Here is a 19756-nt window from a genome sequence, read left to right as displayed (position 1 = left end):
GAGACGTCGACGAGACGATCACCGATGTCGAGGTGAAGCGTGCGATGATCGATGTCGGTCCCTGCGACAGGGTGCAGGACCTAAGGCGTCCTAGGCGGGCCGGGTGCAATTCGGGGGCCGTGGCGCCAGGTCCGGCGTATGGGGGGGGGGGCCACCGGAAAAGACCGGCGGGCAAATCCGGGGCTCCGCCCCGCCTCCCTCCGGTCGGCTCCCCGGGATATTTCCAGCCACATGAAGCGGTTATTCGGGCACGTTGAAGACCTGGCCCGGATAGATCAGGTCAGGATCCCGGATCTTGTCGCGGTTGGCCTCGAAGACGCGGACATAGAGGATGCCGTCGCCATAAGCCTCGCGCGATATACCCCAGAGCGTGTTGCCCGGCTGGACGGTGACAAGTTCCAGAGGGGCGCGGGGCGCGCTGCCGCTGGTGGGCTGGAGGTTTTGGATCGCCTCGGGAGCTTCGCGCTGGAAGGGCGTTTCCGTGCGCGAGATCACGGCGCCGCCGGCATCGACCTGATCGACGCGAAGCGTATAGACCCCGGTGTCGACCTGTGGCAGCGGGGTACGCCACTGGCCGTCTTCGCCGATCTCGCCAAGTTCGATCGGTTCGTTGTCGATATAGATCCGGACGAAGCCTGATGAGGGGGCGCGGCCGCTGAGGGTGACCTCGCCTTCCGCATCGTATGTGATGGCATCGATCACAACGTTGTCGGTGACCTCGGGACCCGGGCCGCTGTCCTGAAGGATGCGGATGCCGGTGTCGTCGGCAAGAACAACGGTGGGCGCGGCAGGCTCGGGCCTGTCTTCGACCGGTCCGGTGGCAGCTTCGGTAGCCGTCTGTTCGGGTTCGGCGGCTTCGGCAGCCGGGGGATCGGCTTCGGCGGCTTCGGCGGCCGGGGGATCGGCTTCGGCGACTTCCGGCGCGGGAGGTTCGGGCGTGGCGGGCTCGTCCAACGCAACCGCCGCCGTATCGGTCAGTGCCGCAACTTCGGTGGCCGGTTCCGGCGCTGCGCCATTCTCGGGTTCGGGTTCGGGCGCAGGCGCGAGGACCACGACCTGTTCAGAGGCCTGGGTGCCGCCGTTGCCGTCGCTCGCCGAGAGCGAGAGCGCACGGGGAATGGCCGCCTGACCGAGATCCAGCATGGCGACGAAGCCGCCCGTGGCGTCGGCCGTGGCATCGCCAACCGCGACCCCGTCGATCTGCAGTTCCACCCGGGCGCCGGGGGCCGCGCGCCCCGCGACGAGGGCCGAGCCATCCGGTTCGACGCGCACCACATCGAAGCTCGGCGAAATGGCGGCGGGCGCGTCGGGTGGTGCGGGCGTTTCCTGAGGCGCGGCGGCCACCGTGGCCTCTTCCTGCGCGGGCTGAGCGTCCTCGGCCGGAGCCTCGACCGTTTCGGTGTCGGCTTCCGGCGCAGCTTCGGGCGCCGGAGCAGGCGCAGCTTCGGGCGCCGGTTCCGGGGACGGGGCGGGATCTGCGGCCGCCACCGGTTCAGGCGCGGCGGGCGCCGGCGCCTCTTCTTCCGCCGTGTCGAGCGGAAGCTTTTCCTGGCCTTCGCGCGACTGCCAGAGCACGCCCGCGAGAATGGCCGCGATCACAAGCCCCCCGGCAATCCACACAGCCTGTCTGCTGCCGGTGCCCGTGCCGGCCTGTTCGCTGTCATTCGACATCTTGTTTACGTCTCTTGCATCCCCGTGCGACCGGCGTCCCGTTCCGGCGGCTTGAGCGAGACTATCAACAGGAATAACAGGGGTCAAAGCACCGTTTTTGAAGGAGGTCGGATGACACAGGGGATCGGATCAGTCTGCGTCTATTGCGGATCGCGCTTCGGGGCGCGGCCGGCCTACAGGGCATCGGCGGAGGCGCTTGGAAAGGGGCTTGCCACAGCGGGCCTGCGGCTTGTCTACGGGGCGGGAGATGTGGGGCTCATGGGCGCGGTGGCGGCGGCGGCACAGGACGCGGGCGGCGAGACCTTCGGCGTGATCCCGGTGCACCTGTTCAAGCGCGAGGTGGCGCGCCGGAACCTGACCGCCTTCGTCGTGACGGAGACGATGCACGAGCGCAAGAAGGTGATGTTCATGAACGCCGATGCGATCGTGGTGTTGCCAGGCGGTGCGGGATCGCTCGACGAGTTCTTCGAAGTGCTGACATGGGCACAGCTGGGCCTGCATTCGAAGCCGATCCTGCTTCTGAATACGGACGGGTACTGGGACCCGCTCGTGGGGCTGATCGATCACGTGATCGCGGAAGGCTTTGCCGATCCCTCGCTGACGGCGCATCTGGAGGTCATGTCGGATGTGGACGCCTGCCTTGCCCGGCTGAGCCGCGGCTGAGCGCTATTCCGCCGCCCGTGCGCTCTGGGGACGGCCATCGGGGTGCACCTCGGCAAACACCCAGTCTCGGAACGCGGTGACGAGGGGGTCGCGGGCGCGGGCGCTCTGGTAGACCATCGAGTAGATCACGAAGGGCATGGTGACTGTATCGAAGAGACGCACGAGGCGGCCCGTGGCGACCGTGTCGCGCACCATCATGTCATAGGCGAGCGCCACGCCGAGCCCCTGTTCGGCGGCCGTGGTGGCAAGTTCGCAATTCGGAAATTCGGGGCCGCGCGGGAATACGGGCGCCGGGCAGCCAGCCGCCGCGAACCATTCGCCCCATTTATCCATCGTTTCGTCATGCATCAGCGTCAGATGATGAAGGTCGCGCGGATCGGAGATTGGGTGGCGGTCGAGAAGAGCGGGTGCGGCGACGGGATAGCGGCCCGATTGCATGAGTGGCAGCATCTCGCACCCGGGCACGGGGCTGTCGGCCCAGTGGATCACCACATCGGCGTCGTTCGACTGGAAATCGGTGGAGGGCGCGCCCACGGAGACGCGCAGCCGCACGGTTTCGGGATAGGCGAAGCGATCGAGCCGGGGGACGAGCCAGCGGGCGGCGAAGCCAGGGGTGCAGAGGACCCGCAGCGTCTCTGACGCGCTTCGGCGGACATCCTGCGTGCTTTCGTCGAAGGCATCGAGGAGCCCGGTGAGCCGCCCGGCATAGGCGCGGCCCGTCAGCGTCAGGACGGTGCGGTTGCCGTCACGCTCGAAGAGCCGGGTGTCGAGGAACGCCTCCAGCGCGCGGACCTGGTGGCTGATCGCGGAGGGCGACAGGCACAGCTCATCCGCAGCTTTCGAGAAGCTGCCGAGGCGTGCCGCAGCCTCGAAGGCACGGACGGCGGCGAAGGGTGGCAGTTTGCGTCCCATGGCGAGTGAATTTTCTTCAGCACCCAGTGAAAACAGGTCTTTTGCGCGCCTGTTTCGCAAAGCCTAACATCCAAACGTCAACTTACAAAGCCCGAAGGGATCACGTCATGACCTTCCTTGATCGCGCCGGCCGCTGGCTGGCAGCGCCGGTTCTCTGCATGCTTGTTTCTGCCGTACCCGGAGAGGCGGGGTTCCGGCTTGATCCCGATCCGGCCTGGCGGCACGCGACGGATATGGGCACGCTCGTAACCGTTCTTGAGGATTGGCTGGACCGGGAAGCGCCATGGGAGCGGCGGGATCAGTTGCCGGAGATCCTGCTGATCCAGCCGGAAAGGGCAGCCGGGCTTTCAGGGCTGGCGGGGCGCGGCCATGGGCGGACCCGGGGGCTTTATGACCCTGACAGCGGGACGGTCTACCTGGTCGAGCCCTGGGATGCGGGGGATGCGGAGGATGTGAGCGTTCTGCTTCACGAACTCGTTCACCACCGCCAGGCGGTGCATCACTGGTACTGCCCGGGCGCGCAGGAAGAGGCGGCCTACAGGTTGCAGGAGCGGTGGCTTGGGGAACGGGGGCTCGAGGCGGACGTGAACTGGATTGCCGTGGTGCTGGAGGCGGGGTGTACGCCGAAGGATATTCATCCGGAGTGAGGGGTGGCTGACAAATTGCCTGACTCGACGCTGCGTAACGGGCACTGTCGAAAAGGCAGCGCGAAGCCGTTCATGGTCGGGAATTGATGGGTCATGCCAGATCGGCGACGCCTTCCTCGAGGATCGCATGCATTGCGTCTGGCAGCTCGAGAGGAATGTAGTGTCCACACTTGGGCACGACGATGAGCCTTCCGTTTCTGGCAGCCGCAGCCTGCAATCGCGTGGTGTCGGCACCTGGAGCAATAACGAAAAAGGCCCCGGATCGCTCCAGGGCCTTTTGCGTCTGTTTCAGCGGTTCTCACATCCGCGAAGCGACGTTTTCCCAGTTCACGAGGTTGTCGAGGAAGTTCGTGAGGTAGGCGGGCCGCTTGTTGCGGAAGTCGATGTAGTAGGAATGCTCCCACACATCGCAGCCGAGAAGCGCGGTCTGGCCGAAGCAGAGCGGGTTCACGCCGTTTTCGGTCTTCGTCACCTTGAGGGAACCGTCCGTGTCCTTGACGAGCCACGCCCAGCCCGAGCCGAACTGGCCCGCGCCGGCGGCGGAGAATTGCGACTTGAATTCGTCGACGGAACCGAATGCTTCGGTGAGCGCGCTTTCAAGTTCGCCCGGCATCTTCGAGTCGCCCGGCCCCATCATTTCCCAGAACTGGTTGTGGTTCCAAAGCTGCGAGATGTTGTTGAAGATCCCGTTCTGGGCCACCGCGCCCTTGTCATAGGTGCCGGTGATGATCTCTTCGAGGGACTTGCCCTCCCACTCGGTGCCTTCGATCAGCTTGTTGCCGTTGTCGACATAGGCCTTGTGGTGGAGGTCGTGGTGGTATTCCAGCGTCTCCTTCGACATGCCCTTCGAGGCGAGAGCGTCGTGCGCATAGGGAAGATCGGGAAGTTCGAAAGCCATGGGGCCCCCCTTTTCGGTCTTTGGGTTTTCGTTGCGGCATACCTGTGCCGCACCACTCGTCTGGTCAACCCCCTCTGGACTGAAAGAGTTCCGGGCGCGGATCAGAAGTGATCGACCGGGGCTGCCGGATCGGCAGCGTTGGAGAGGAGGCCGAACACATACTCCGCCACGGAGCGGAAACAGATCAGGTGGGCCTTCGTGTCGCTCTCGAACCAGATCGCGGCGGCGACCTGAGCGACGCGGGTGCGGCGGATCTCGCCCGGCGGAAGGCCTTTTGGGGACAGGTCGGCAGGGGCCAGCTTGGCGAGGACTTCGCGCACCTTCGGCCCTTCGAGGGTAAAGAGGGCCCGTGCGTCGGAGACATCCGCCGCGAGGTGGTGTTCGTCTTTCAGCGCCTCGGCGATCGCGGCGAGTGCCGCGCTGGTGTCACCCCTCGGCAGCAGGATCAGCACCTCGTCCGGGGCCATCCAGGCAAGGCCCTTGCTGCCTGCCGTGGTGATGCCGCGCATGCCGGGCATGTCGGTGCCGGTGGCGGAGGTCGCCGCATGTTTCACGGCGTCGGAGGCGAGATCGCCCTTGAGCGTGATCATCCCGCGCAGACCGGCCTCGGTAACCGTGACGAGCCCGTCATGGCGGGCACCCGGAAGCGCGCTTTTCTGATCAGACATTCTGCTTCTCCCCCTCGGGGTCAAAGAATACGGGGGTGACGATCTTCGCCTCAATGGGCGAGCCGCCCGGGTTGGTGAACTGCAGCACCTCCCCCATGCGGTCCGGCCCGTGGCGCACAAGCCCCATGGCGATGCCACGCCCGAGCGTCGGCGAATGATAGGTGGAGGTCACGCGGCCCTGCACGTTCTTCTGGCCGTTGGCGTTGCGGCCATCCTCGATCGCATAAGCGCCATCGGGAAGTGTCGAGCCGTCGAGGGTTTCGAGCCCCACGAGCTTCCAGCGGTCGGGATCCGTCATATGCGCGCGGTCCTGGGCCCGTTTTCCGAGGAAATCCTCTTTCTTCTTCGAGATCGCCCAGTGAAGGCCCAGATCCTGCGGGATTACCGTGCCGTCGGTTTCGTCACCGATCATGATGAAGCCCTTTTCGGCCCGCATGATATGCAGGGCCTCGGTACCGTAGGGCGTGATGCCAAAGGCCTGCCCGGCGTCGATTAGTGCATCCCAGAAGGCGCGCCCCTGGCTCGCAGGGACGGCGATTTCATAGGAGAGTTCGCCCGAGAAGGAGATGCGGAAAACGCGCGCATCGAAGTCGCCGATCTTGCCTTCGGCCCAATGCATGAAAGGCAGCGCCTCTGCCGAAAGATCCATGTCGCCGCCCAGCGCCTCGACCACGTTGCGGGCGTCGGGCCCCACGACGCCGATCTGGGCGTAGTGTTCGGTGACATTGGCAGTGAAGACCTTCCAGTCCCACCATTCCGTCTGGAGCCATTCCTCCATATGGGTATGGATCCGGTCGGCGCCGCCTGTCGTCGTATGGCAGAGCCAGGTGTCATCGGCGAGGCGCGCGACCACGCCGTCATCGGTCAGGAAGCCGTTTTCGGTGCACATGAGGCCGTAGCGGCAGCGGCCCACGGGAAGCGTCGACATCATGTTGGTGTACATCATGTCGAGGAAGCGGCCCGCGTCGGGGCCCTTGACGATGATCTTGCCGAGCGTGGAAGCGTCAAGCAATCCAACAGTTTCGCGGGTGGCCTTCACCTCGCGCATCACGGCGTCATGGATGCTTTCGCCCTCCCGTGGGAAGGCATAGGGGCGGCGCCAGTGGCCCACCGGCTCCCAATGGGCGCCGTTCGCCTCGTGCCAGTCATGGATCGGGGTGCGGCGGATCGGTTGGAAGAGTTTCCCCCGCGCCTCGCCAGCGATCGCGCCCATGGAAATCGGCGTGTAGGGCGGGCGGAAAGTGGTGGTGCCGACGTCGGGAATCGGGGCATTGAGCGCATCCGAGAGGATCGCAAGACCGTTGATGTTCGAGGTCTTGCCCTGGTCGGTGGCCATGCCGAGGGTGGTGTAGCGCTTCGTGTGCTCGACGCTTTCATAGCCCTCGTGGGCGGCGAGCTGCACATCGGAGACCTTCACGTCGTTCTGGAAGTCGAGCCACATCTTGGATTTGAGATTCGTGCCGGCGTTTGCGGGCATCATCCAGACGGGCAGGATCGGATCCTCTGCCGGGGCCTCGGCGGATGGTGCCGTCATCTCCCCTGCTCCGGCAGCGGCGAGCCCGGCCCGCGTGGCGTCTTCGAGCGCGCCCGCCGGATCCGTCCGGCCGCTTGCGCTGCCGGCGGTGTGAACGAAGGGCTTGCCGTCGGCACCGGTGGGGGCCCGGGACGGATCGGGGACAAACATCGCCGCAGCGTCATCCCATGTCAGCTTGCCGCCGCAATGGGACCAGAGGTGCACGACGGGCGACCAGCCGCCCGACATGGCGACCACGTCACAGGCGAGTTCCTCGGTCGCCTCGCTCGTTCCGGATTGCGCCGTCAGGATCACGCCGTCGACCTTCGCGATACCGTTGACCTTGGCGATCCCGGTGCCGGTTTCCACGCGGATGCCGAGGGCGCGGACAGCCTCGGGCAGCGCGCCCTTCGCCTCGGGGCGGGCATCGACCACGGCCTTTACCGTGAGCCCCGCATCATGAAGCGCGAGCGCGGTGCGGTAGGCATCGTCGTTATTCGTGACGATCACCGTGCGGTTGCCCGGCGCGACGCCGTAATTCACCACGTAGTCGCGGACGGCGGAGGCCAGCATGACGCCCGGCAGATCGTTGCCCGCGAAGGAGAGCGGGCGTTCGATCGCGCCGGTTGCGGTCACGACCTGACCGGCGCGGATTTTCCAAAGACGGTGGCGGGGGCCATCCATCTCGGGCGCGTGATCTGTCAGTCGTTCATAGGCCAGGACATAGCCGTGATCGTAGACCCCTGCCCCCATGATACGGGTGCGAAGGCGTACGTTTTCCAGGCCTTCCAGCGTATCGACGGTTTCGGATACCCAGGTTTCCGCATCCTTGCCGTCGATCGTGGCCCCATCCACCGGAGCGCGGCCGCCCCAATGCGCGGTCTGCTCGACGATCAGGACCGATGCGCCGGATTGCGCCGCCGCCGTGGCGGCCTGAAGCCCGGCGATGCCGCCGCCGATGACGAGGACATCCACGTGGGTGTGGAAGTGTTCGTATGTGTCCGCGTCACGGGCGTTCGGCGCCTTTCCGAGGCCCGCGGACTGGCGGATGAAGGGTTCGTACACATGCTTCCAGAAGCTCTGCGGCCACATGAACATCTTGTAATAGAAGCCTGCAGGCAGGAAACGGGAGAGCTGGGCGTTGACCGCGCCCACGTCGAATTCGAGGCTTGGCCAGTGGTTCTGGCTCGCCGCGGCGAGCCCGTCGAAAAGCTCGGTCGTGGTGGCGCGCTGGTTCGGTTCCAGCCGCCGGCCGGTTCCGAGGTTCATGAGCGCGTTCGGTTCCTCCGCGCCGGCGGCCATGATGCCGCGCGGGCGGTGGTATTTGAACGAGCGGCCCACGAGCTTCTGCCCGTTCGCCATCAGGGCCGAGGCGAGCGTGTCGCCGGCCGCGCCGGTCATGCGCTTGCCGTTGAAGGTGAAGTCCATCGGCAGGTCGCGGTCGATGAGGCGGCCGCCGGAAGTGAGACGGTGGCTCATGAGAAGTCCCTCCAGGACCAGCCGGGGCGTTTGGCGGAGATGGCGTCGCGGATCTCCTGCGGGGGTTCGGTGACCTGCGCGGGATACGTGCCGAAGACCTCGAGCGTGACGGTGCAGCGCGCGGCGTGAAACCACTTGCCGCATCCATGGGCGTGGCGCCAGCGTTCGAGATGAACACCTTTCGGGTTCTCGCGGTGGAAGAGGTAGCCCTCGAACTCCTCGTCGGAGGCGCCGGGACCGAAGCGCTTCAGATGCGCCTCGCCGCCCGGCGAAAGCTCCGTCTCGTCGGCATCGATCCCGCAATAGGGACAGTGGAGGATCAGCATGGCGCTATCCCCTTATGTGGTGGATGGATGGGGGCGTGGCCCCCGGAAGGGTCAGAGGTTCGGGTAGATGACCACAGGCTCGGACGGCGGCTGGTAGAGGCCTTCGCCCGTGCGGACGGCATCGAAGAATAGAACGGCCACGATCGGCACAACGATTCCGGCGGCGAACCCCGCCAGCTTGGCCTTGTTGCGTTCGATCTGCTCAGATGTCGGCAGGCGCCGAAGGATGGCTTGCATCTTGCCCTCTCCGTATTCGTTTGTCGGGGAGGTAAGAGCGCTTCCGCCAAGGTCAAGGCCGCCGGTTCGGCGGGCGCGCAAAAGCGCCCGCCGGGGCGATCCGGAAAGGCAGGGTCGTCAGTTCGGAGCGCCCGTGCCGGTGGCCGGTTCGATGACGCCTGGTTCGGCCGTGGCTGGGGCCGCGCCATCAACCGCGCCGCCGCCGGAACCGGCGATGAGGATGCCGATGAGGGCAAGCGCGGCCAGAAGGCCGAGGACGATCCAGAGGCCGATGCCGGAACCGTCGTTCGAATAGTCCATCGGCCGGCCGTGGTGACGGGCGTGCTGAGTGTCGTAGTCGGACATGATGCGGTCTCCTTTCGCGTGGGAAAGGATGACCGGGAGCCCCGAGTCGCCGGAATAGCGGCATGCACAGGGTGGCGTTTTGGGCCAGAACCCGCAGGAATGGCGGGGGGCTGTCGGCCAAGGGTGGCCGACGGCGGATTTCCGCGGGAATAGGCCACGAGACCCGCGAGACGGGAGTCGTATGGCGTCATGACGGGCGGCCGCGCCGCATGCGGGTGCTGCGCAACCGCTTTCGCGGCCTGGCGTTTGCCGGCAAACGCCGACATCAATGCGCCACCCCCGCAGCGACGCTTTCGTCGATGAAACGGCCTTCCTTGAAGCGGTCGAGCCCGAACTCTGCCGCCAGTGGCCCCGGTTCGCCCTTTGCGATCATCTCTGCCGTGGCCCAGCCCGAGCCGGGGATCGCCTTGAAGCCGCCAGTGCCCCAGCCGCAGTTGATGAAGCAATTTTCCAGCGGTGTTTTCGAGATGATGGGCGAGCGGTCGCCGGTCATGTCGACGATCCCGCCCCACTGGCGGAGCATCTTGAGCCGCGAGATGATCGGGAAGGTTTCGACGAGCGCGCGCACCGTTTCCTCGATGTGGTGGAACGAGCCCCGCTGGGTGTAGTTGTTGTAGCCGTCCGCGCCGCCGCCGATCACCATTTCGCCCTTGTCGGACTGGCTCATGTAGCCGTGCACGGTGTTGGCCATCACGACGACATCCATGCAGGGTTTGATCGGTTCGGAGACGAGCGCCTGAAGCGCGACGCTTTCGATGGGCAAGCGGAAGCCCGCCATTTCCGCCAGAACGCCCGAATGGCCGGCGACGACGATGCCGAGCTTGTCGCAGTCGATATCGCCCTTGTTCGTGGTGACGCCCGTGACCTTGCCGCCTTCGGAGCGAACAGCCGTAACCTCGCATTTCTGAAGGATATCCATGCCCATCGCGGAACATGCCCGCGCATAGGCCCAGGCGACTGCGTCGTGCCGCGCCGTGCCGCCCCGGGCCTGCCAGAGGGCGCCGAGGACGGGGTAGCGCGGGCCGCGGATCTCGATGATCGGGCAGAGTTCCTTGACGCGTTCGGGGCCGATGAATTCGGTCTGCACCCCTTGCAGGGAGTTGGCGTGGGCGGTGCGCTTGTAGCCTCTGATTTCATGCTCTGTCTGGGCCAGCATCATCACGCCGCGCGGGCTGAACATGACGTTCATGTTCAGATCCTGGCTCATCGTCTCATAGAGCGAGCGGGCTTTTTCATAGATTGCGGCAGACGGATCCTGGAGGTAGTTCGAGCGGATGATGGTGGTGTTCCGGCCCGTATTGCCGCCGCCGAGCCAGCCTTTTTCGAGAATGGCGACGTTTTTGATCCCGTGGTTCTTGCCGAGCCAATAGGCTGTCGCCAGCCCGTGGCCACCGGCACCGACGATGATCACATCGTATTTCTTGCGCGGTTCTGGCGAGGCCCAGGCGCGCTCCCACCCCTTGTGAAAGCGCATGGCTTCGCGCGCCACGGCGAAAACGGAATAGCGTTGCATGGGCAGCCCCGGTTCCTCATGTGGCCCGGTCGGTTTCTTGATCCCCGGGCCCTCACATCGGACCTGTTTTTGTCCGGCTGCGCGAGAGATGCCAAGCCTTGAGCGTCGCTTTCGGCCAAAATGCGACATCGGGGCGCGCGGTCTCCGGCCGGACGGGGCTTTCGCAGGCCCGGCTGCGGCTATAGATGACCAATAAGATGTTCTGGATCGCCTCTTCAACCCTCGCCGGGCTCGTGACCCTGCTTCTTGGCCTGGCCCTGTTTCGGCATGGCCGGGTGGAGGGTTCCGCCGTCTCCGACGTGCAGGTCTATCGCGACCAGCTGAAGGAAGTGGAGCGGGATCTGGAGCGCGGCGTCATTGCAGAGGCCGAAGCCGAGCAGATCAGGCTGGAGGTATCGCGCCGCCTGCTTGAGGCCGACCGCGCCGCTACGGAAGAAGCGGCGGAAGGTGCCGCGCCCAGAGCGGCGACGATGGTCGCCGCCGGGTTCGTGGCGCTGGTACTGATCGGCGGTGGCGGCTTGCTCTACAGCGTCGTAGGCGCGCCAGGCTATCCCGACCTGCCGCTGCAGGCCCGGATCGACATGGCCGAAGAAATGCGGCTGACCCGACCGGATCAGGCAGCGGCAGAATCGCAGATCCCGCCCTCCCCACCCGTCGATGTAGACGCGGAGTTTCTTGATCTGATGGAAAAGCTTCGCGCCGCGGTGGCCGAGCGACCTAACGATATTCAGGGACATGAGTTTCTTGCCCGTTATGAGGCGCAGCTTGGCAATTTCACCGCAGCCCGCCAAGCACAGGCCCGGGTCGTCGAGATCAAGGGCGACGGTGCGGGTGCGGCGGATTACGCACGGCTTGCGGACCTGCTGGTTCTGGCTGCGGGCGGTTATGTCTCTCCCGAAGCCGAGGCGGTGCTGCGCCGAACGCTGGAGCTTGATCCTGCAAACGGAACGGCGCGGTATTACTCGGGGCTTCTGGCGGTTCAGACCGGGCGGCCCGATGTCGGTTTCCGGATCTTCCGCGCGCTTCTGGAAGGCTCCGCCCCCGATGATCCCTGGGTGACGCCGATCCGTGCGCAGATCGAGGATCTGGCCTTCTTGGCCGGCGTCAACTACGTGCCGCCCGCCGCAACCCAGATGCGGGGCCCTACGGAGGCGGATATCGCGGCCGCCGAAGAGATGAGCCCGGCGGAACGAATGCAGATGATCGAGGGCATGGTGACCGGCTTGTCGGAGCGGCTGGCGACTGAAGGCGGGCCGCCCGAGGACTGGGCCCGCCTGATCCGCGCGCTCGGGGTTCTCGGCCAGCAGGACCGGGCGCGGGCGATCTGGGAAGAGGCGCAGCGGGCCTTTCCCGACGAGGCGATGCAGGTGCCGATCCTGCGCGCCGCGCGCGATGCCGGAATCGCCCAGTGATCGAAGAGGATATGGAGGCATTCGCGGCCGCGCTTCCGCCCGTGGGCGCGCTGATGGGGCTCGACCTCGGAACGAAGACCATTGGCGTTGCCGTGTCGGACGGGATGCGTTCGGTCGCGACGCCTCTGGAAACGGTGAAGCGGGTGAAGTTCACCGCAGATGCCGCGCGGCTCAAGGCGATCGCGGAGGGACGCGCGATAACCGGTATTGTCCTTGGCCTGCCCCGCAACATGGATGGCAGCGAAGGGCCGCGCAGCCAGTCGACCCGGGCCTTTGCCCGCAACCTTGCAGGGGTTCTGCCCCTGCCCATCGCCTTCTGGGACGAACGCCTTTCGACCGTCGCCGCAGAACGCGCGCTTCTTGAGGCGGATACGTCGCGGGCGCGTCGCAAAGAGGTGATCGACCATGTGGCCGCGAGCTATATCTTGCAAGGTGTGCTCGACAGGCTGGCACATCTGAGGCAGGCGCAGTGACCGACGATATCTGGAAGAGACACGAGATCGAAAGCCCGTGCGTGAAGATCTGCGTGGTGCATCCCGAAACGCGGCTTTGCACCGGCTGCGCCCGGTCGATCGACGAAATCGCCGGCTGGGCACGGCTGTCGCCAGAGGCACGCCGGGCGATCATGGACGATCTTCCGAACCGCACGGCGGCCCCGAAGGGCCGTCGCGGAGGGCGTGCCGCGCGCCTTGGACGGCGTGGCGATGCCGGATCTTAGAAGAAGCCCTTGAGAAGCCTCATGGGGTCGTTAAAGCCGCCGCTTGGCCCGTCAGTGACGCCGATGGCTGTTGCCACGGTCCAGAGCGCCATGACGAGGCCAAGGACCAGCAGAGGTGTCGGAACTCGGTCCGCCATACTCGTTACTCCAAGCTGTCCGCTCCGACCCGTAAGAGAGCACGTTGGGCCGGTGGGGGTTACGGTTCACTCGTTTACTGTCGGTCAACCTAGGCTCGAATTGTGGCAATATTATGTTTACTAATGCAATATTAGTGAATTCGATTACATTTTATTCTTTTGGACCCCTCGGGGACTTCGGGGATTAAAGCCATGATTTAATGTTATTTTCCGGCCTGAAGTAGGCGATCACACGGCCTTCCGGCGCGGCTTCAGCGCCGTCCTCCCAAGGCGAAATCCCGTGAACAGTGAACCGATGGAGGAAATACGCACCACCCGGCTTCACCCGGATCGTCCGGCGGCGGCAGGTGTCGAAGATGCGTTTCCGGGTTTCCGCATAAATGTCGGTCAGATCGATTGCGCCCCAATCGGCTTGCGGGTGCGGACCGAGGGCCGCACGGAGCATCGCCGCGATGATTTCGTGGCTGCCTTCCCAGAAGACAAGCGGGCTTGCGCCTTCCCCTGCCTCCGTCAGCGGCAAACCAAGGATGAAAGCGTGATGTTCGCGCATCATGCGGCGGCGGTCCGGCCCGACCGGGAGCAGGCCGTCGAGATGGGCCGCATCGCGGCGCCGGCGAAACCGGTGCGCAGCATCGGCTTCGCCGGGATCCTGCCGGGGATAGCCGGGACGGACGACTGAGATCTGGGCCTTGTCCCATCGCGCAGGCAGCCTCCCCTGCCCCGCGAGCCAATCGAACGCGGGCCCCGCTAGCGGCACACCGCCGACCGCGCCATCGGCGCCGTTCGGCAAGAGGTTCACCCCTGCGAACCACGTTGCCCCGTGGCGCCACCATCCGGCATGGGCCGGATCATCAACAAGCGGCATGGCCACGTCATACGCGGCGCGGACCCAGGCCAGAGTCGCCGGGTGCGGCGGGAAGATCAGGTGATCGGTGCCGAGCGCCGCGGTCACGCCGCGCGGGCCTCCGGGATCCGGGCCAGCGCCTCCTCGATCAGCTCGGGGCCCGCGCCGTCCTCATGGGCCCCTTCACTCAGCATCCGCCGCCAGACACGCGCGCCGGGCCGCCCGGCGAACAGCCCGAGCATGTGACGGGTCACTGCGTGGAGCCGCCCCCCTTCCGCCAGATGCGCCTCGATATGCGGGATCATCGCGCGGGCGACGTCATGGGCCGCGCGGGGTGGCCTGGCATCCCCGAATATTCGCCCATCCGCGGCCCCCAGGATCTCCATCGGCGTGTGATAGGCCGCGCGTCCGATCATCACCCCGTCGAGGCCACGGGCCAGGAACGCCTCTGCTTCCGCAAGGCTCGCAATCCCGCCGTTGATCGAGATCCGCATCTCGGGGAATTCGGCCTTCATCCGCTCCACGAGAGGGTAATCGAGCGGTGGCACGTCGCGGTTTTCCTTCGGGCTCAGGCCCGACAGCCATGCCTTGCGGGCGTGAACGATAACGTGGCCGAGGCCCGCATCCCCCATCCGTGCGATGAAATCGGGAAGGACATCGGCCGGGTTCTGCTGATCAACGCCGATCCGGCACTTTACCGTTACTGGACGGGGCTGAGCCGCGATCATCGCGCGCACACAATCGGCAACGAGGCCCGGACGCTCCATCAGAACCGCCCCGAAGCACCCCGACTGCACCCGATCGGAGGGGCAACCGACATTGAGATTGATCTCGTCATAGCCCTCGTCGGCCCCCATCGCCGCGGCTGTTGCAAGCTCCGCCGGGTCCGATCCCCCAATCTGCAGGGCCACGGGATGCTCGGCCGGATTGAACCGCAGAAGATGGCGTGCCCCGCCACGAACGAGCGCGGGCGCGGTAACCATTTCAGTGTAGACAAACGCGTGCTGGCTGATCTCGCGGTGAAACCGCCGGCAGTGCCGGTCGGTCCAGTCCATCATCGGCGCAATAGACAACCGCGCTGCCTCGGTGGCTGCGTTCAGGGGCATTCAGCGATCTCCTTAGGGCCGGTAGCATTTGAAACGGGCCCGCAGTGCACACCTTACGCACACATAAGCCTGCCCGCCACCCTACCCCGTGCAAAGGCAGGTAGAGGGCGGTGTTCAGGTGGGGCTGGCCTAAAGCAGGGGCACCACCGAACCGAGCATTCCAACAAATGTTGTAATGTGGGTCGGATTTGAATATCCTTTCCACATGCCCAGACTCTCGATCGACATCTCGCTGGAAGAACACCAGAAACTGAAGGCCATTGCTGCTCTCAAGGGGCAGAGCATCAAAGATTATGTCTTGGGCCGCGCGCTTGGCGATACCCCTGCCCTCGACGGCATGGACGAAGACGAAGCTTTCAACGCTTTGGCCAACTTCCTCGATCCCAGAGTCGAACAGGCGCGTCGCGGCGAGCTTTCCGGCAAGTCCGTTGAGGAAATTCGGCGCGAAGAACGCAAGCGTGCTGGGGTCTGACCTATCCCATGCCCGGTTATCAGATCACTCTCGCCGCGGAGGAGGATCTCCGGGGCATCTGGCGGTACACACTCGACTCCTGAGGTCCCGAACAAGCGGATAGGTATCTTGAACAGATCGAAGATTGCCTCGACGCGATCGGCGATGGTCGGGTGCGCTCAAGATCATTCCAGAGGCTGCCTGACGGAGTTTGCATCCATCGGTGTCAGCATCACTACATATTCTGGATCGTGATCGACGTTCCCGTCATCATTGCAGTCCTGCACGAGAAGATGGATGTCGTGCAGAGGCTGTCAGACCGGCTCAAATAGCCCGTTTCCCGTTTCCTATGGCAAGTCCTGACGCAAGCGACGCCACAGTCGCGGATGCAGCGATAGGCCTGAGGATTGCAACCGAACGCATGATTAACCGTGGATTAACCGAGACGCGGCAGTCTGCCGGGGTTTTGCAAAACCGGCCCGGGATAACCATGTACGAGTTTCGCGGCGCAACGCTTCAGAGTGCCGTACACCACGCGCTCCGACATCCGGCGTTGTCGACAAAGAAGCTCGCCAAGGTGGCGGCGAAATTCGGCTTTGCCGCCCGCATGCGGATGGGAGCTGTTCTGTTCGTTTGTGAAGGTAATCTGAGCTTTGCCTAGATGCAGTCGCGCAAGCCACGCGTTCCCACCTCCTCGATTCTGGCAACGGTGAACGTCAGCATCACGAGCGCCATGGCCGCCCCCATCACGAACGCCATGTAGAAGCGCGTTTCGGACCAGAACAGGTGCGCCCACTGGAAGGTATTGAAGTACATCAATGCGAGCATGATCGCCGTCGACGTGCCGATCATGGCGATGAATTTGCCATAGGATGACCTCGAATGCCCCGACGCGGTTTCTCGCTCGGGTTGCCGCGCAGCGTACGAGGACTTTGACGTTTGAGTATTCGGATGCGTTGCGTCTGACATGATGACCCTCCGGGCTGGTTTCTATAGAAACAACCCTCCAGCGCTGGAGGGTTCCGGAAAATCAGGATTATTTATTTTTATCAGACAATTAGAGCGTCGAGCTCCGTCATCTTTCCCGTCGCCACATGCGCCGGAGGGTGGCAATCCAGGATCCTCGGCGCCGCCTTACCTGCGGCGAAGGCACTGGTCACGATGCAAAGACTAGGCGGGGTTGCCCGCCAGGTCGCTGAGGATCGGACAATCTGGAAGGTCATCGCCGTGGCAGGATCTGACGAGGTGCGAAAGCGTCGACCGCATGGATTGAAGCTGCGCGATCTTTTCGTCGATCGCGGCTAGATGCTCTTCAGCAATCGCCTTTACCTGTGCACTTTCGCGGTTTTCATCTTCGTAGAGACCGAGCAGCGTCCGACAATCCTCGATGGAAAACCCCAGCGCGCGCGCGCGTCCGAGGAACGCAAGCTTGTGCAGATCGGTTTCGCGAAACGCCCGGTAGCCGTTGTCGCTTCGTTGCGGGCGCACCAGCCCGATATCCTCGTAGTAACGAATGGTCTTCGGTGGGATGCCCGAGCGTTCCGCGACTTCTCCTATGTTCATGGGTACGAGTCTCCTATTCCGCCGGTTGGGTTCGGGTTTGCGGGACACGCCTCTCGGCCGAGGGGCGTTCGTTCATTGCAGGTGCGATACGGCGGAGGCGGAGGGCGTTGGTCAGAACCGACACCGACGACAGAGCCATCGCGCCAGCGGCGAAGACCGGCGACAGGAGCAGCCCGAATGCCGGGTAAAGTACGCCCGCAGCCACCGGAATCAACGCCACATTGTATCCGAACGCCCAGACCAGGTTCTGCCGGATGTTCGACATCGTTCGCCTCGACACCTCGACCGCGTTCACCACGCCGCGCAGGTCGCCGGACATGAGCACGACATCGGCTGACTCGATCGCCACATCCGTACCGGTGCCGATGGCAATGCCGACATCAGCATGCGCGAGCGCGGGAGCGTCGTTGATTCCGTCGCCCACGAAGGCGATCTTTCGCCCGCCGCGCCTCAGATCATCGAGCGCCGCGACCTTGCCGTCCGGCAAGACGCCGGCGATCACATGGTCGATCCCGGTCTCGCGGGCGATGGCATCCGCCGTCTCCTGCTTGTCGCCGGTGATCATGGCGACCTGAAAACCACGTTTGTGCAAGGCGGAGATCGCCGCGCGGCTCGCGGATTTCACCGGGTCGGCGACCGCGATCACGGCTGCCAGTCTGCCATCAACGGCTGCGAAGAGCGCGGTGCGACCGCGACCAGCCAAATCCCTCTCCGTTTCGACAAGGGCGGAGATATCGACAGCCTCGCGGATCATGTAGCGATCCGCACCAACCATCACCTCCTGCCCGTCGATCATGGCCGCGACCCCGTATCCCGTCACCGACCGGAAGCCGGAGGCTGAAGGAACAGCGATCCCCTCGCTCCGTGCGCCACGAACGATGGCCTCGGCGATGGGATGTTCCGACTGATCCTCCACGGCAGCGATCAGCGCGAGAACGGTATCGCGGTCGAACCCTTCGGCGACGACCACATCGGTGAGCGTCGGTTTGCCTTCTGTCACCGTTCCCGTCTTGTCGAGCGCAACCACGTCGACTTTCGAAAGCTCCTGAAGGGCATCCCCTTTCCGGAAAAGCACGCCCATCTCGGCCGCCCTGCCCGTTCCCACCATGATCGACGTCGGTGTGGCCAGCCCCATGGCGCAGGGGCACGCGATGATGAGCACGGATACACCTGCCACAAGCGCGAAGGTCAGCGCCGGATCCGGGCCAACCACGAGCCAGACCGCCACCGTCAGGGCAGCCATCGCCATGACGGCAGGCACAAACCAGAGCGTGACCCGGTCCACCAACCCCTGGATCGGCAGTTTGGCACCCTGCGCCTCTTCGACCATGCGGATGATCTGCGCGAGAGTGGTATCGGCCCCGACGCGCGACGCTCGGAAGGTCAGGCTGCCCGTTCCGTTGACTGTGCCGCCGGTCACGGTGGCTCCAGCAGTTTTTGAGACTGGAACGGGTTCGCCGGTGATCATGCTTTCGTCGACATTGCTTGATCCCTCGACGACCTCTCCATCTACCGGAATGCGCTCGCCCGGGCGCACGAGGATCGTATCGCCCTGCCTCAGTGCGTCGACGTCCAACTCGACGGTCTCTCCTTCGCGAAGGACACGCGCGGTCCGCACCTGAAGCCCCAGAAGAGCCTGGATCGCGGCACCCGTCCGCCCCTTGGCGCGAGCCTCGAGCCAGCGTCCGATCAGGATCAGCACCACGATAACGGCAGCGGCCTCGAAATAGACCGCACGCACGCCTTCAGGCAGCAGTCCGGGCAGGAAGGTGGCGACGACCGAGTAGCTCCAGGCAGCCCCCGTTCCGACGGCGACGAGGCTGTTCATGTCCGGTGCGCCGCGAAGCAACGCCGGTATGCCCTTGGTGAAGAAATGTCGGCCCGGACCGAAGAGAACGATGGTCGCCAGAACAAACTGGATGATCCACGATGTCTGCGTCCCGATACTGCTTTCGATAACCATGTGAAAGGCGGGGATAAGGTGTGATCCCATCTCCAGCATGAAGACCGGCAGGGTCAGGCCAGCCGCGAGCAGGACGTTGCGACGCAACGCATCCGCTTCCTCGGCCTTACGTTCGACGCGTGACTGGCTGGCGTTCGCCTCTGCGACTTCTGACGGGTAGCCAATATCAGCCGTTGCAGCCATCAGGTCGGCAGATGTGACCGCACCTTCCAGATACTCGACCACGGCCGTCTCCGCAGCGAGGTTTACCGTGACCGACAGCACCCCCGGTACATCCGCGAGCGCCTTGTCGACCCGCCCGACGCAAGACGCGCAAGACATCGACGCGATGTTAAGCGTGATCCGGGACGTGCGCGCCGGGTACCCCAGCTTGTCGAGCGCCTCGACGGCATCCTGCAACCGGTCTGAACTATCGACTGATAGCCGTGCCTGCTCTGACGCCAGGTTGACCGAGACATCAGAGACGCCCGGCAGCGCAGAAAGGGTCTTTTCGACACGGCCCACACACGACGCGCAGGACATGCCCTCGATACTTAAGGTGGTGTGCACGTTATGGGTCATGACGAATCCCTTCAGATTGGCTTCGAGACTGACATAGGGCTTCCAGTCACTGGAATCTCAAGGGGCGCGACCAATTTTTTCTTTTGGCTGATTTCTTCCGATTGACCTTCCACCTGCTGGAATCTCTAT

Annotated in this window: 22 protein-coding genes and 1 pseudogene; 8 read left to right on the top strand and 15 right to left on the bottom strand. The window is 64.7% G+C overall.

Features of this window, described 5'->3' with window-relative positions; genetic code table 11:
* Positions 1–240: 240 nt before the first annotated feature.
* Positions 241–1671, bottom strand: coding sequence for a LysM peptidoglycan-binding domain-containing protein (locus RXV90_RS07470; protein ID WP_316647893.1), 1431 nt, complete (start codon positions 1669–1671; stop codon positions 241–243).
* 111 nt (positions 1672–1782) lie between these two features.
* On the opposite strand from RXV90_RS07470, the gene RXV90_RS07465 reads away from it, so the two are divergent.
* Entirely contained in the window at positions 1783–2334 is a 552-nt protein-coding gene (locus tag RXV90_RS07465) for an LOG family protein (RefSeq protein ID WP_316647892.1), read from the top strand.
* A gap of 3 nt (positions 2335–2337) precedes the next feature.
* Here the strand turns inward: RXV90_RS07465 and RXV90_RS07460 are convergent, their stop codons facing one another.
* Positions 2338–3246, bottom strand: coding sequence for a LysR substrate-binding domain-containing protein (locus tag RXV90_RS07460; protein ID WP_316647891.1), 909 nt, complete (start codon positions 3244–3246; stop codon positions 2338–2340).
* A 107-nt stretch (positions 3247–3353) separates the two neighbouring features.
* Between RXV90_RS07460 and RXV90_RS07455 the strand changes: the two genes are divergently transcribed.
* Positions 3354–3893 carry a DUF6647 family protein gene (locus RXV90_RS07455; RefSeq protein WP_316647890.1) on the top strand — a complete coding sequence of 180 codons (540 nt, stop codon included), beginning with the start codon at positions 3354–3356 and terminating at the stop codon, positions 3891–3893.
* 298 nt (positions 3894–4191) lie between these two features.
* Here RXV90_RS07455 and RXV90_RS07450 read toward each other — a convergent pair whose 3' ends face one another.
* From RXV90_RS07450 to RXV90_RS07420, 7 genes are all read right to left on the bottom strand, one after another.
* Entirely contained in the window at positions 4192–4791 is a 600-nt protein-coding gene (locus RXV90_RS07450) for a superoxide dismutase (protein ID WP_316647889.1), read from the bottom strand.
* Between the two features lie 101 nt (positions 4792–4892).
* The gene (locus RXV90_RS07445) at positions 4893–5459 is read right to left on the bottom strand and encodes a sarcosine oxidase subunit gamma (RefSeq protein WP_316647888.1); all 567 of its coding nucleotides are present in this window, start codon (positions 5457–5459) and stop codon (positions 4893–4895) included.
* Positions 5452–8451: a sarcosine oxidase subunit alpha family protein gene (locus RXV90_RS07440; RefSeq protein ID WP_316647887.1), complete on the bottom strand. Its 3000-nt coding sequence runs from the start codon at positions 8449–8451 to the stop codon at positions 5452–5454. Before RXV90_RS07440 ends, RXV90_RS07445 begins: the two co-directional genes overlap by 8 nt.
* Positions 8448–8777, bottom strand: coding sequence for a sarcosine oxidase subunit delta (locus tag RXV90_RS07435; RefSeq protein ID WP_316647886.1), 330 nt, complete (start codon positions 8775–8777; stop codon positions 8448–8450). Before RXV90_RS07435 ends, RXV90_RS07440 begins: the two co-directional genes overlap by 4 nt.
* 51 nt (positions 8778–8828) lie before the next feature.
* A complete protein-coding gene (locus RXV90_RS07430; RefSeq protein ID WP_316647885.1) occupies positions 8829–9014 on the bottom strand; it encodes a hypothetical protein in 186 nt (61 codons plus the stop codon).
* A 117-nt stretch (positions 9015–9131) separates the two neighbouring features.
* A complete protein-coding gene (locus tag RXV90_RS07425) occupies positions 9132–9359 on the bottom strand; it encodes a hypothetical protein (RefSeq protein ID WP_316647884.1) in 228 nt (75 codons plus the stop codon).
* Positions 9360–9624: 265 nt separating this feature from the next.
* A complete protein-coding gene (locus tag RXV90_RS07420) occupies positions 9625–10872 on the bottom strand; it encodes a sarcosine oxidase subunit beta family protein (RefSeq protein WP_316647883.1) in 1248 nt (415 codons plus the stop codon).
* Positions 10873–11057: 185 nt separating this feature from the next.
* Here RXV90_RS07420 and ccmI point away from each other — a divergent pair, with 185 nt between their 5' ends.
* Genes ccmI through RXV90_RS07405 form a run of 3 tightly spaced genes read left to right on the top strand, consistent with a single transcriptional unit; the run spans position 11058 to position 13002 of the window.
* Positions 11058–12284, top strand: a complete 1227-nt coding sequence (gene ccmI, locus RXV90_RS07415) for a c-type cytochrome biogenesis protein CcmI (RefSeq protein WP_316647882.1) — start codon at positions 11058–11060, stop codon at positions 12282–12284.
* Between the two features lie 11 nt (positions 12285–12295).
* Positions 12296–12757, top strand: a complete 462-nt coding sequence (gene ruvX, locus RXV90_RS07410; RefSeq protein WP_410482351.1) for a Holliday junction resolvase RuvX — start codon at positions 12296–12298, stop codon at positions 12755–12757.
* Positions 12754–13002, top strand: a complete 249-nt coding sequence (locus RXV90_RS07405) for a DUF1289 domain-containing protein (protein WP_316647879.1) — start codon at positions 12754–12756, stop codon at positions 13000–13002. The genes ruvX and RXV90_RS07405 overlap by 4 nt, the downstream gene beginning before the upstream one ends.
* On the opposite strand, the gene RXV90_RS07400 is transcribed toward RXV90_RS07405, so the two are convergent.
* The 3 genes from RXV90_RS07400 to dusA form a co-directional block, all read right to left on the bottom strand.
* The gene (locus RXV90_RS07400; protein ID WP_316647878.1) at positions 12999–13139 is read right to left on the bottom strand and encodes a hypothetical protein; all 141 of its coding nucleotides are present in this window, start codon (positions 13137–13139) and stop codon (positions 12999–13001) included. The two genes, RXV90_RS07405 and RXV90_RS07400, sit on opposite strands and share 4 nt — an antisense overlap.
* A gap of 184 nt (positions 13140–13323) precedes the next feature.
* Positions 13324–14091, bottom strand: a complete 768-nt coding sequence (locus RXV90_RS07395) for a hypothetical protein (protein WP_316647877.1) — start codon at positions 14089–14091, stop codon at positions 13324–13326.
* Complete coding sequence (dusA, locus tag RXV90_RS07390; RefSeq protein ID WP_316647876.1) at positions 14088–15089, bottom strand: tRNA dihydrouridine(20/20a) synthase DusA; 1002 nt, start codon at positions 15087–15089, stop codon at positions 14088–14090. Before dusA ends, RXV90_RS07395 begins: the two co-directional genes overlap by 4 nt.
* 175 nt (positions 15090–15264) lie before the next feature.
* Here dusA and RXV90_RS07385 point away from each other — a divergent pair, with 175 nt between their 5' ends.
* The 3 genes and pseudogenes from RXV90_RS07385 to RXV90_RS07380 all read left to right on the top strand — a co-directional run bounded on the left by RXV90_RS07385 (position 15265) and on the right by RXV90_RS07380 (position 16201).
* Complete coding sequence (locus tag RXV90_RS07385; protein WP_316647875.1) at positions 15265–15561, top strand: antitoxin; 297 nt, start codon at positions 15265–15267, stop codon at positions 15559–15561.
* A gap of 95 nt (positions 15562–15656) precedes the next feature.
* Positions 15657–15872 (top strand): annotated as a pseudogene (locus RXV90_RS25830) (hypothetical protein); the annotation flags it as partial.
* 89 nt (positions 15873–15961) lie between these two features.
* On the top strand, positions 15962–16201 hold the full coding sequence (locus RXV90_RS07380) for a hypothetical protein (protein WP_316647874.1): 240 nt from the start codon (positions 15962–15964) through the stop codon (positions 16199–16201).
* Here RXV90_RS07380 and RXV90_RS07375 read toward each other — a convergent pair.
* From RXV90_RS07375 to RXV90_RS07365, 3 genes are all read right to left on the bottom strand, one after another.
* On the bottom strand, positions 16198–16509 hold the full coding sequence (locus RXV90_RS07375) for a hypothetical protein (protein ID WP_316647873.1): 312 nt from the start codon (positions 16507–16509) through the stop codon (positions 16198–16200). The two genes, RXV90_RS07380 and RXV90_RS07375, sit on opposite strands and share 4 nt — an antisense overlap.
* A 201-nt stretch (positions 16510–16710) precedes the next feature.
* On the bottom strand, positions 16711–17103 hold the full coding sequence (gene cueR / locus RXV90_RS07370; protein WP_316647872.1) for a Cu(I)-responsive transcriptional regulator: 393 nt from the start codon (positions 17101–17103) through the stop codon (positions 16711–16713).
* A 13-nt stretch (positions 17104–17116) separates the two neighbouring features.
* The gene (locus RXV90_RS07365; RefSeq protein ID WP_316647871.1) at positions 17117–19627 is read right to left on the bottom strand and encodes a heavy metal translocating P-type ATPase; all 2511 of its coding nucleotides are present in this window, start codon (positions 19625–19627) and stop codon (positions 17117–17119) included.
* Between the last annotated feature and the right edge of the window lie 129 nt (positions 19628–19756).

This window comes from Ovoidimarina sediminis (genome assembly GCF_032586175.1).
GTDB classification, from domain to species: Bacteria; Pseudomonadota; Alphaproteobacteria; order Rhodobacterales; family Rhodobacteraceae; genus Ovoidimarina; species Ovoidimarina sediminis.
This window is presented reverse-complemented; position numbering and strand designations above follow the sequence as displayed.

Excerpts from the sequence above, each read along its gene's own strand:
- RXV90_RS07465 (WP_316647892.1), top strand. The coding sequence starts at position 1,783 with ATGACACAGGGGATCGGATCAGTCTGCGTCTATTGCGGATCGCGCTTC.
- RXV90_RS07420 (WP_316647883.1), bottom strand. The coding sequence starts at position 10,872 with ATGCAACGCTATTCCGTTTTCGCCGTGGCGCGCGAAGCCATGCGCTTT.
- RXV90_RS07450 (WP_316647889.1), bottom strand. The coding sequence starts at position 4,791 with ATGGCTTTCGAACTTCCCGATCTTCCCTATGCGCACGACGCTCTCGCC.
- RXV90_RS07380 (WP_316647874.1), top strand. The coding sequence starts at position 15,962 with ATGATTAACCGTGGATTAACCGAGACGCGGCAGTCTGCCGGGGTTTTG.
- dusA (WP_316647876.1), bottom strand. The coding sequence starts at position 15,089 with ATGCCCCTGAACGCAGCCACCGAGGCAGCGCGGTTGTCTATTGCGCCG.
- RXV90_RS07385 (WP_316647875.1), top strand. The coding sequence starts at position 15,265 with ATGTGGGTCGGATTTGAATATCCTTTCCACATGCCCAGACTCTCGATC.
- RXV90_RS07445 (WP_316647888.1), bottom strand. The coding sequence starts at position 5,459 with ATGTCTGATCAGAAAAGCGCGCTTCCGGGTGCCCGCCATGACGGGCTC.
- RXV90_RS07455 (WP_316647890.1), top strand. The coding sequence starts at position 3,354 with ATGACCTTCCTTGATCGCGCCGGCCGCTGGCTGGCAGCGCCGGTTCTC.
- RXV90_RS07400 (WP_316647878.1), bottom strand. The coding sequence starts at position 13,139 with ATGGCGGACCGAGTTCCGACACCTCTGCTGGTCCTTGGCCTCGTCATG.
- RXV90_RS07470 (WP_316647893.1), bottom strand. The coding sequence starts at position 1,671 with ATGTCGAATGACAGCGAACAGGCCGGCACGGGCACCGGCAGCAGACAG.
- RXV90_RS07460 (WP_316647891.1), bottom strand. The coding sequence starts at position 3,246 with ATGGGACGCAAACTGCCACCCTTCGCCGCCGTCCGTGCCTTCGAGGCT.
- ccmI (WP_316647882.1), top strand. The coding sequence starts at position 11,058 with ATGACCAATAAGATGTTCTGGATCGCCTCTTCAACCCTCGCCGGGCTC.
- RXV90_RS07430 (WP_316647885.1), bottom strand. The coding sequence starts at position 9,014 with ATGCAAGCCATCCTTCGGCGCCTGCCGACATCTGAGCAGATCGAACGC.
- RXV90_RS07440 (WP_316647887.1), bottom strand. The coding sequence starts at position 8,451 with ATGAGCCACCGTCTCACTTCCGGCGGCCGCCTCATCGACCGCGACCTG.
- RXV90_RS07425 (WP_316647884.1), bottom strand. The coding sequence starts at position 9,359 with ATGTCCGACTACGACACTCAGCACGCCCGTCACCACGGCCGGCCGATG.
- RXV90_RS07375 (WP_316647873.1), bottom strand. The coding sequence starts at position 16,509 with ATGTCAGACGCAACGCATCCGAATACTCAAACGTCAAAGTCCTCGTAC.
- ruvX (WP_410482351.1), top strand. The coding sequence starts at position 12,296 with ATGGAGGCATTCGCGGCCGCGCTTCCGCCCGTGGGCGCGCTGATGGGG.
- cueR (WP_316647872.1), bottom strand. The coding sequence starts at position 17,103 with ATGAACATAGGAGAAGTCGCGGAACGCTCGGGCATCCCACCGAAGACC.
- RXV90_RS07365 (WP_316647871.1), bottom strand. The coding sequence starts at position 19,627 with ATGACCCATAACGTGCACACCACCTTAAGTATCGAGGGCATGTCCTGC.
- RXV90_RS07435 (WP_316647886.1), bottom strand. The coding sequence starts at position 8,777 with ATGCTGATCCTCCACTGTCCCTATTGCGGGATCGATGCCGACGAGACG.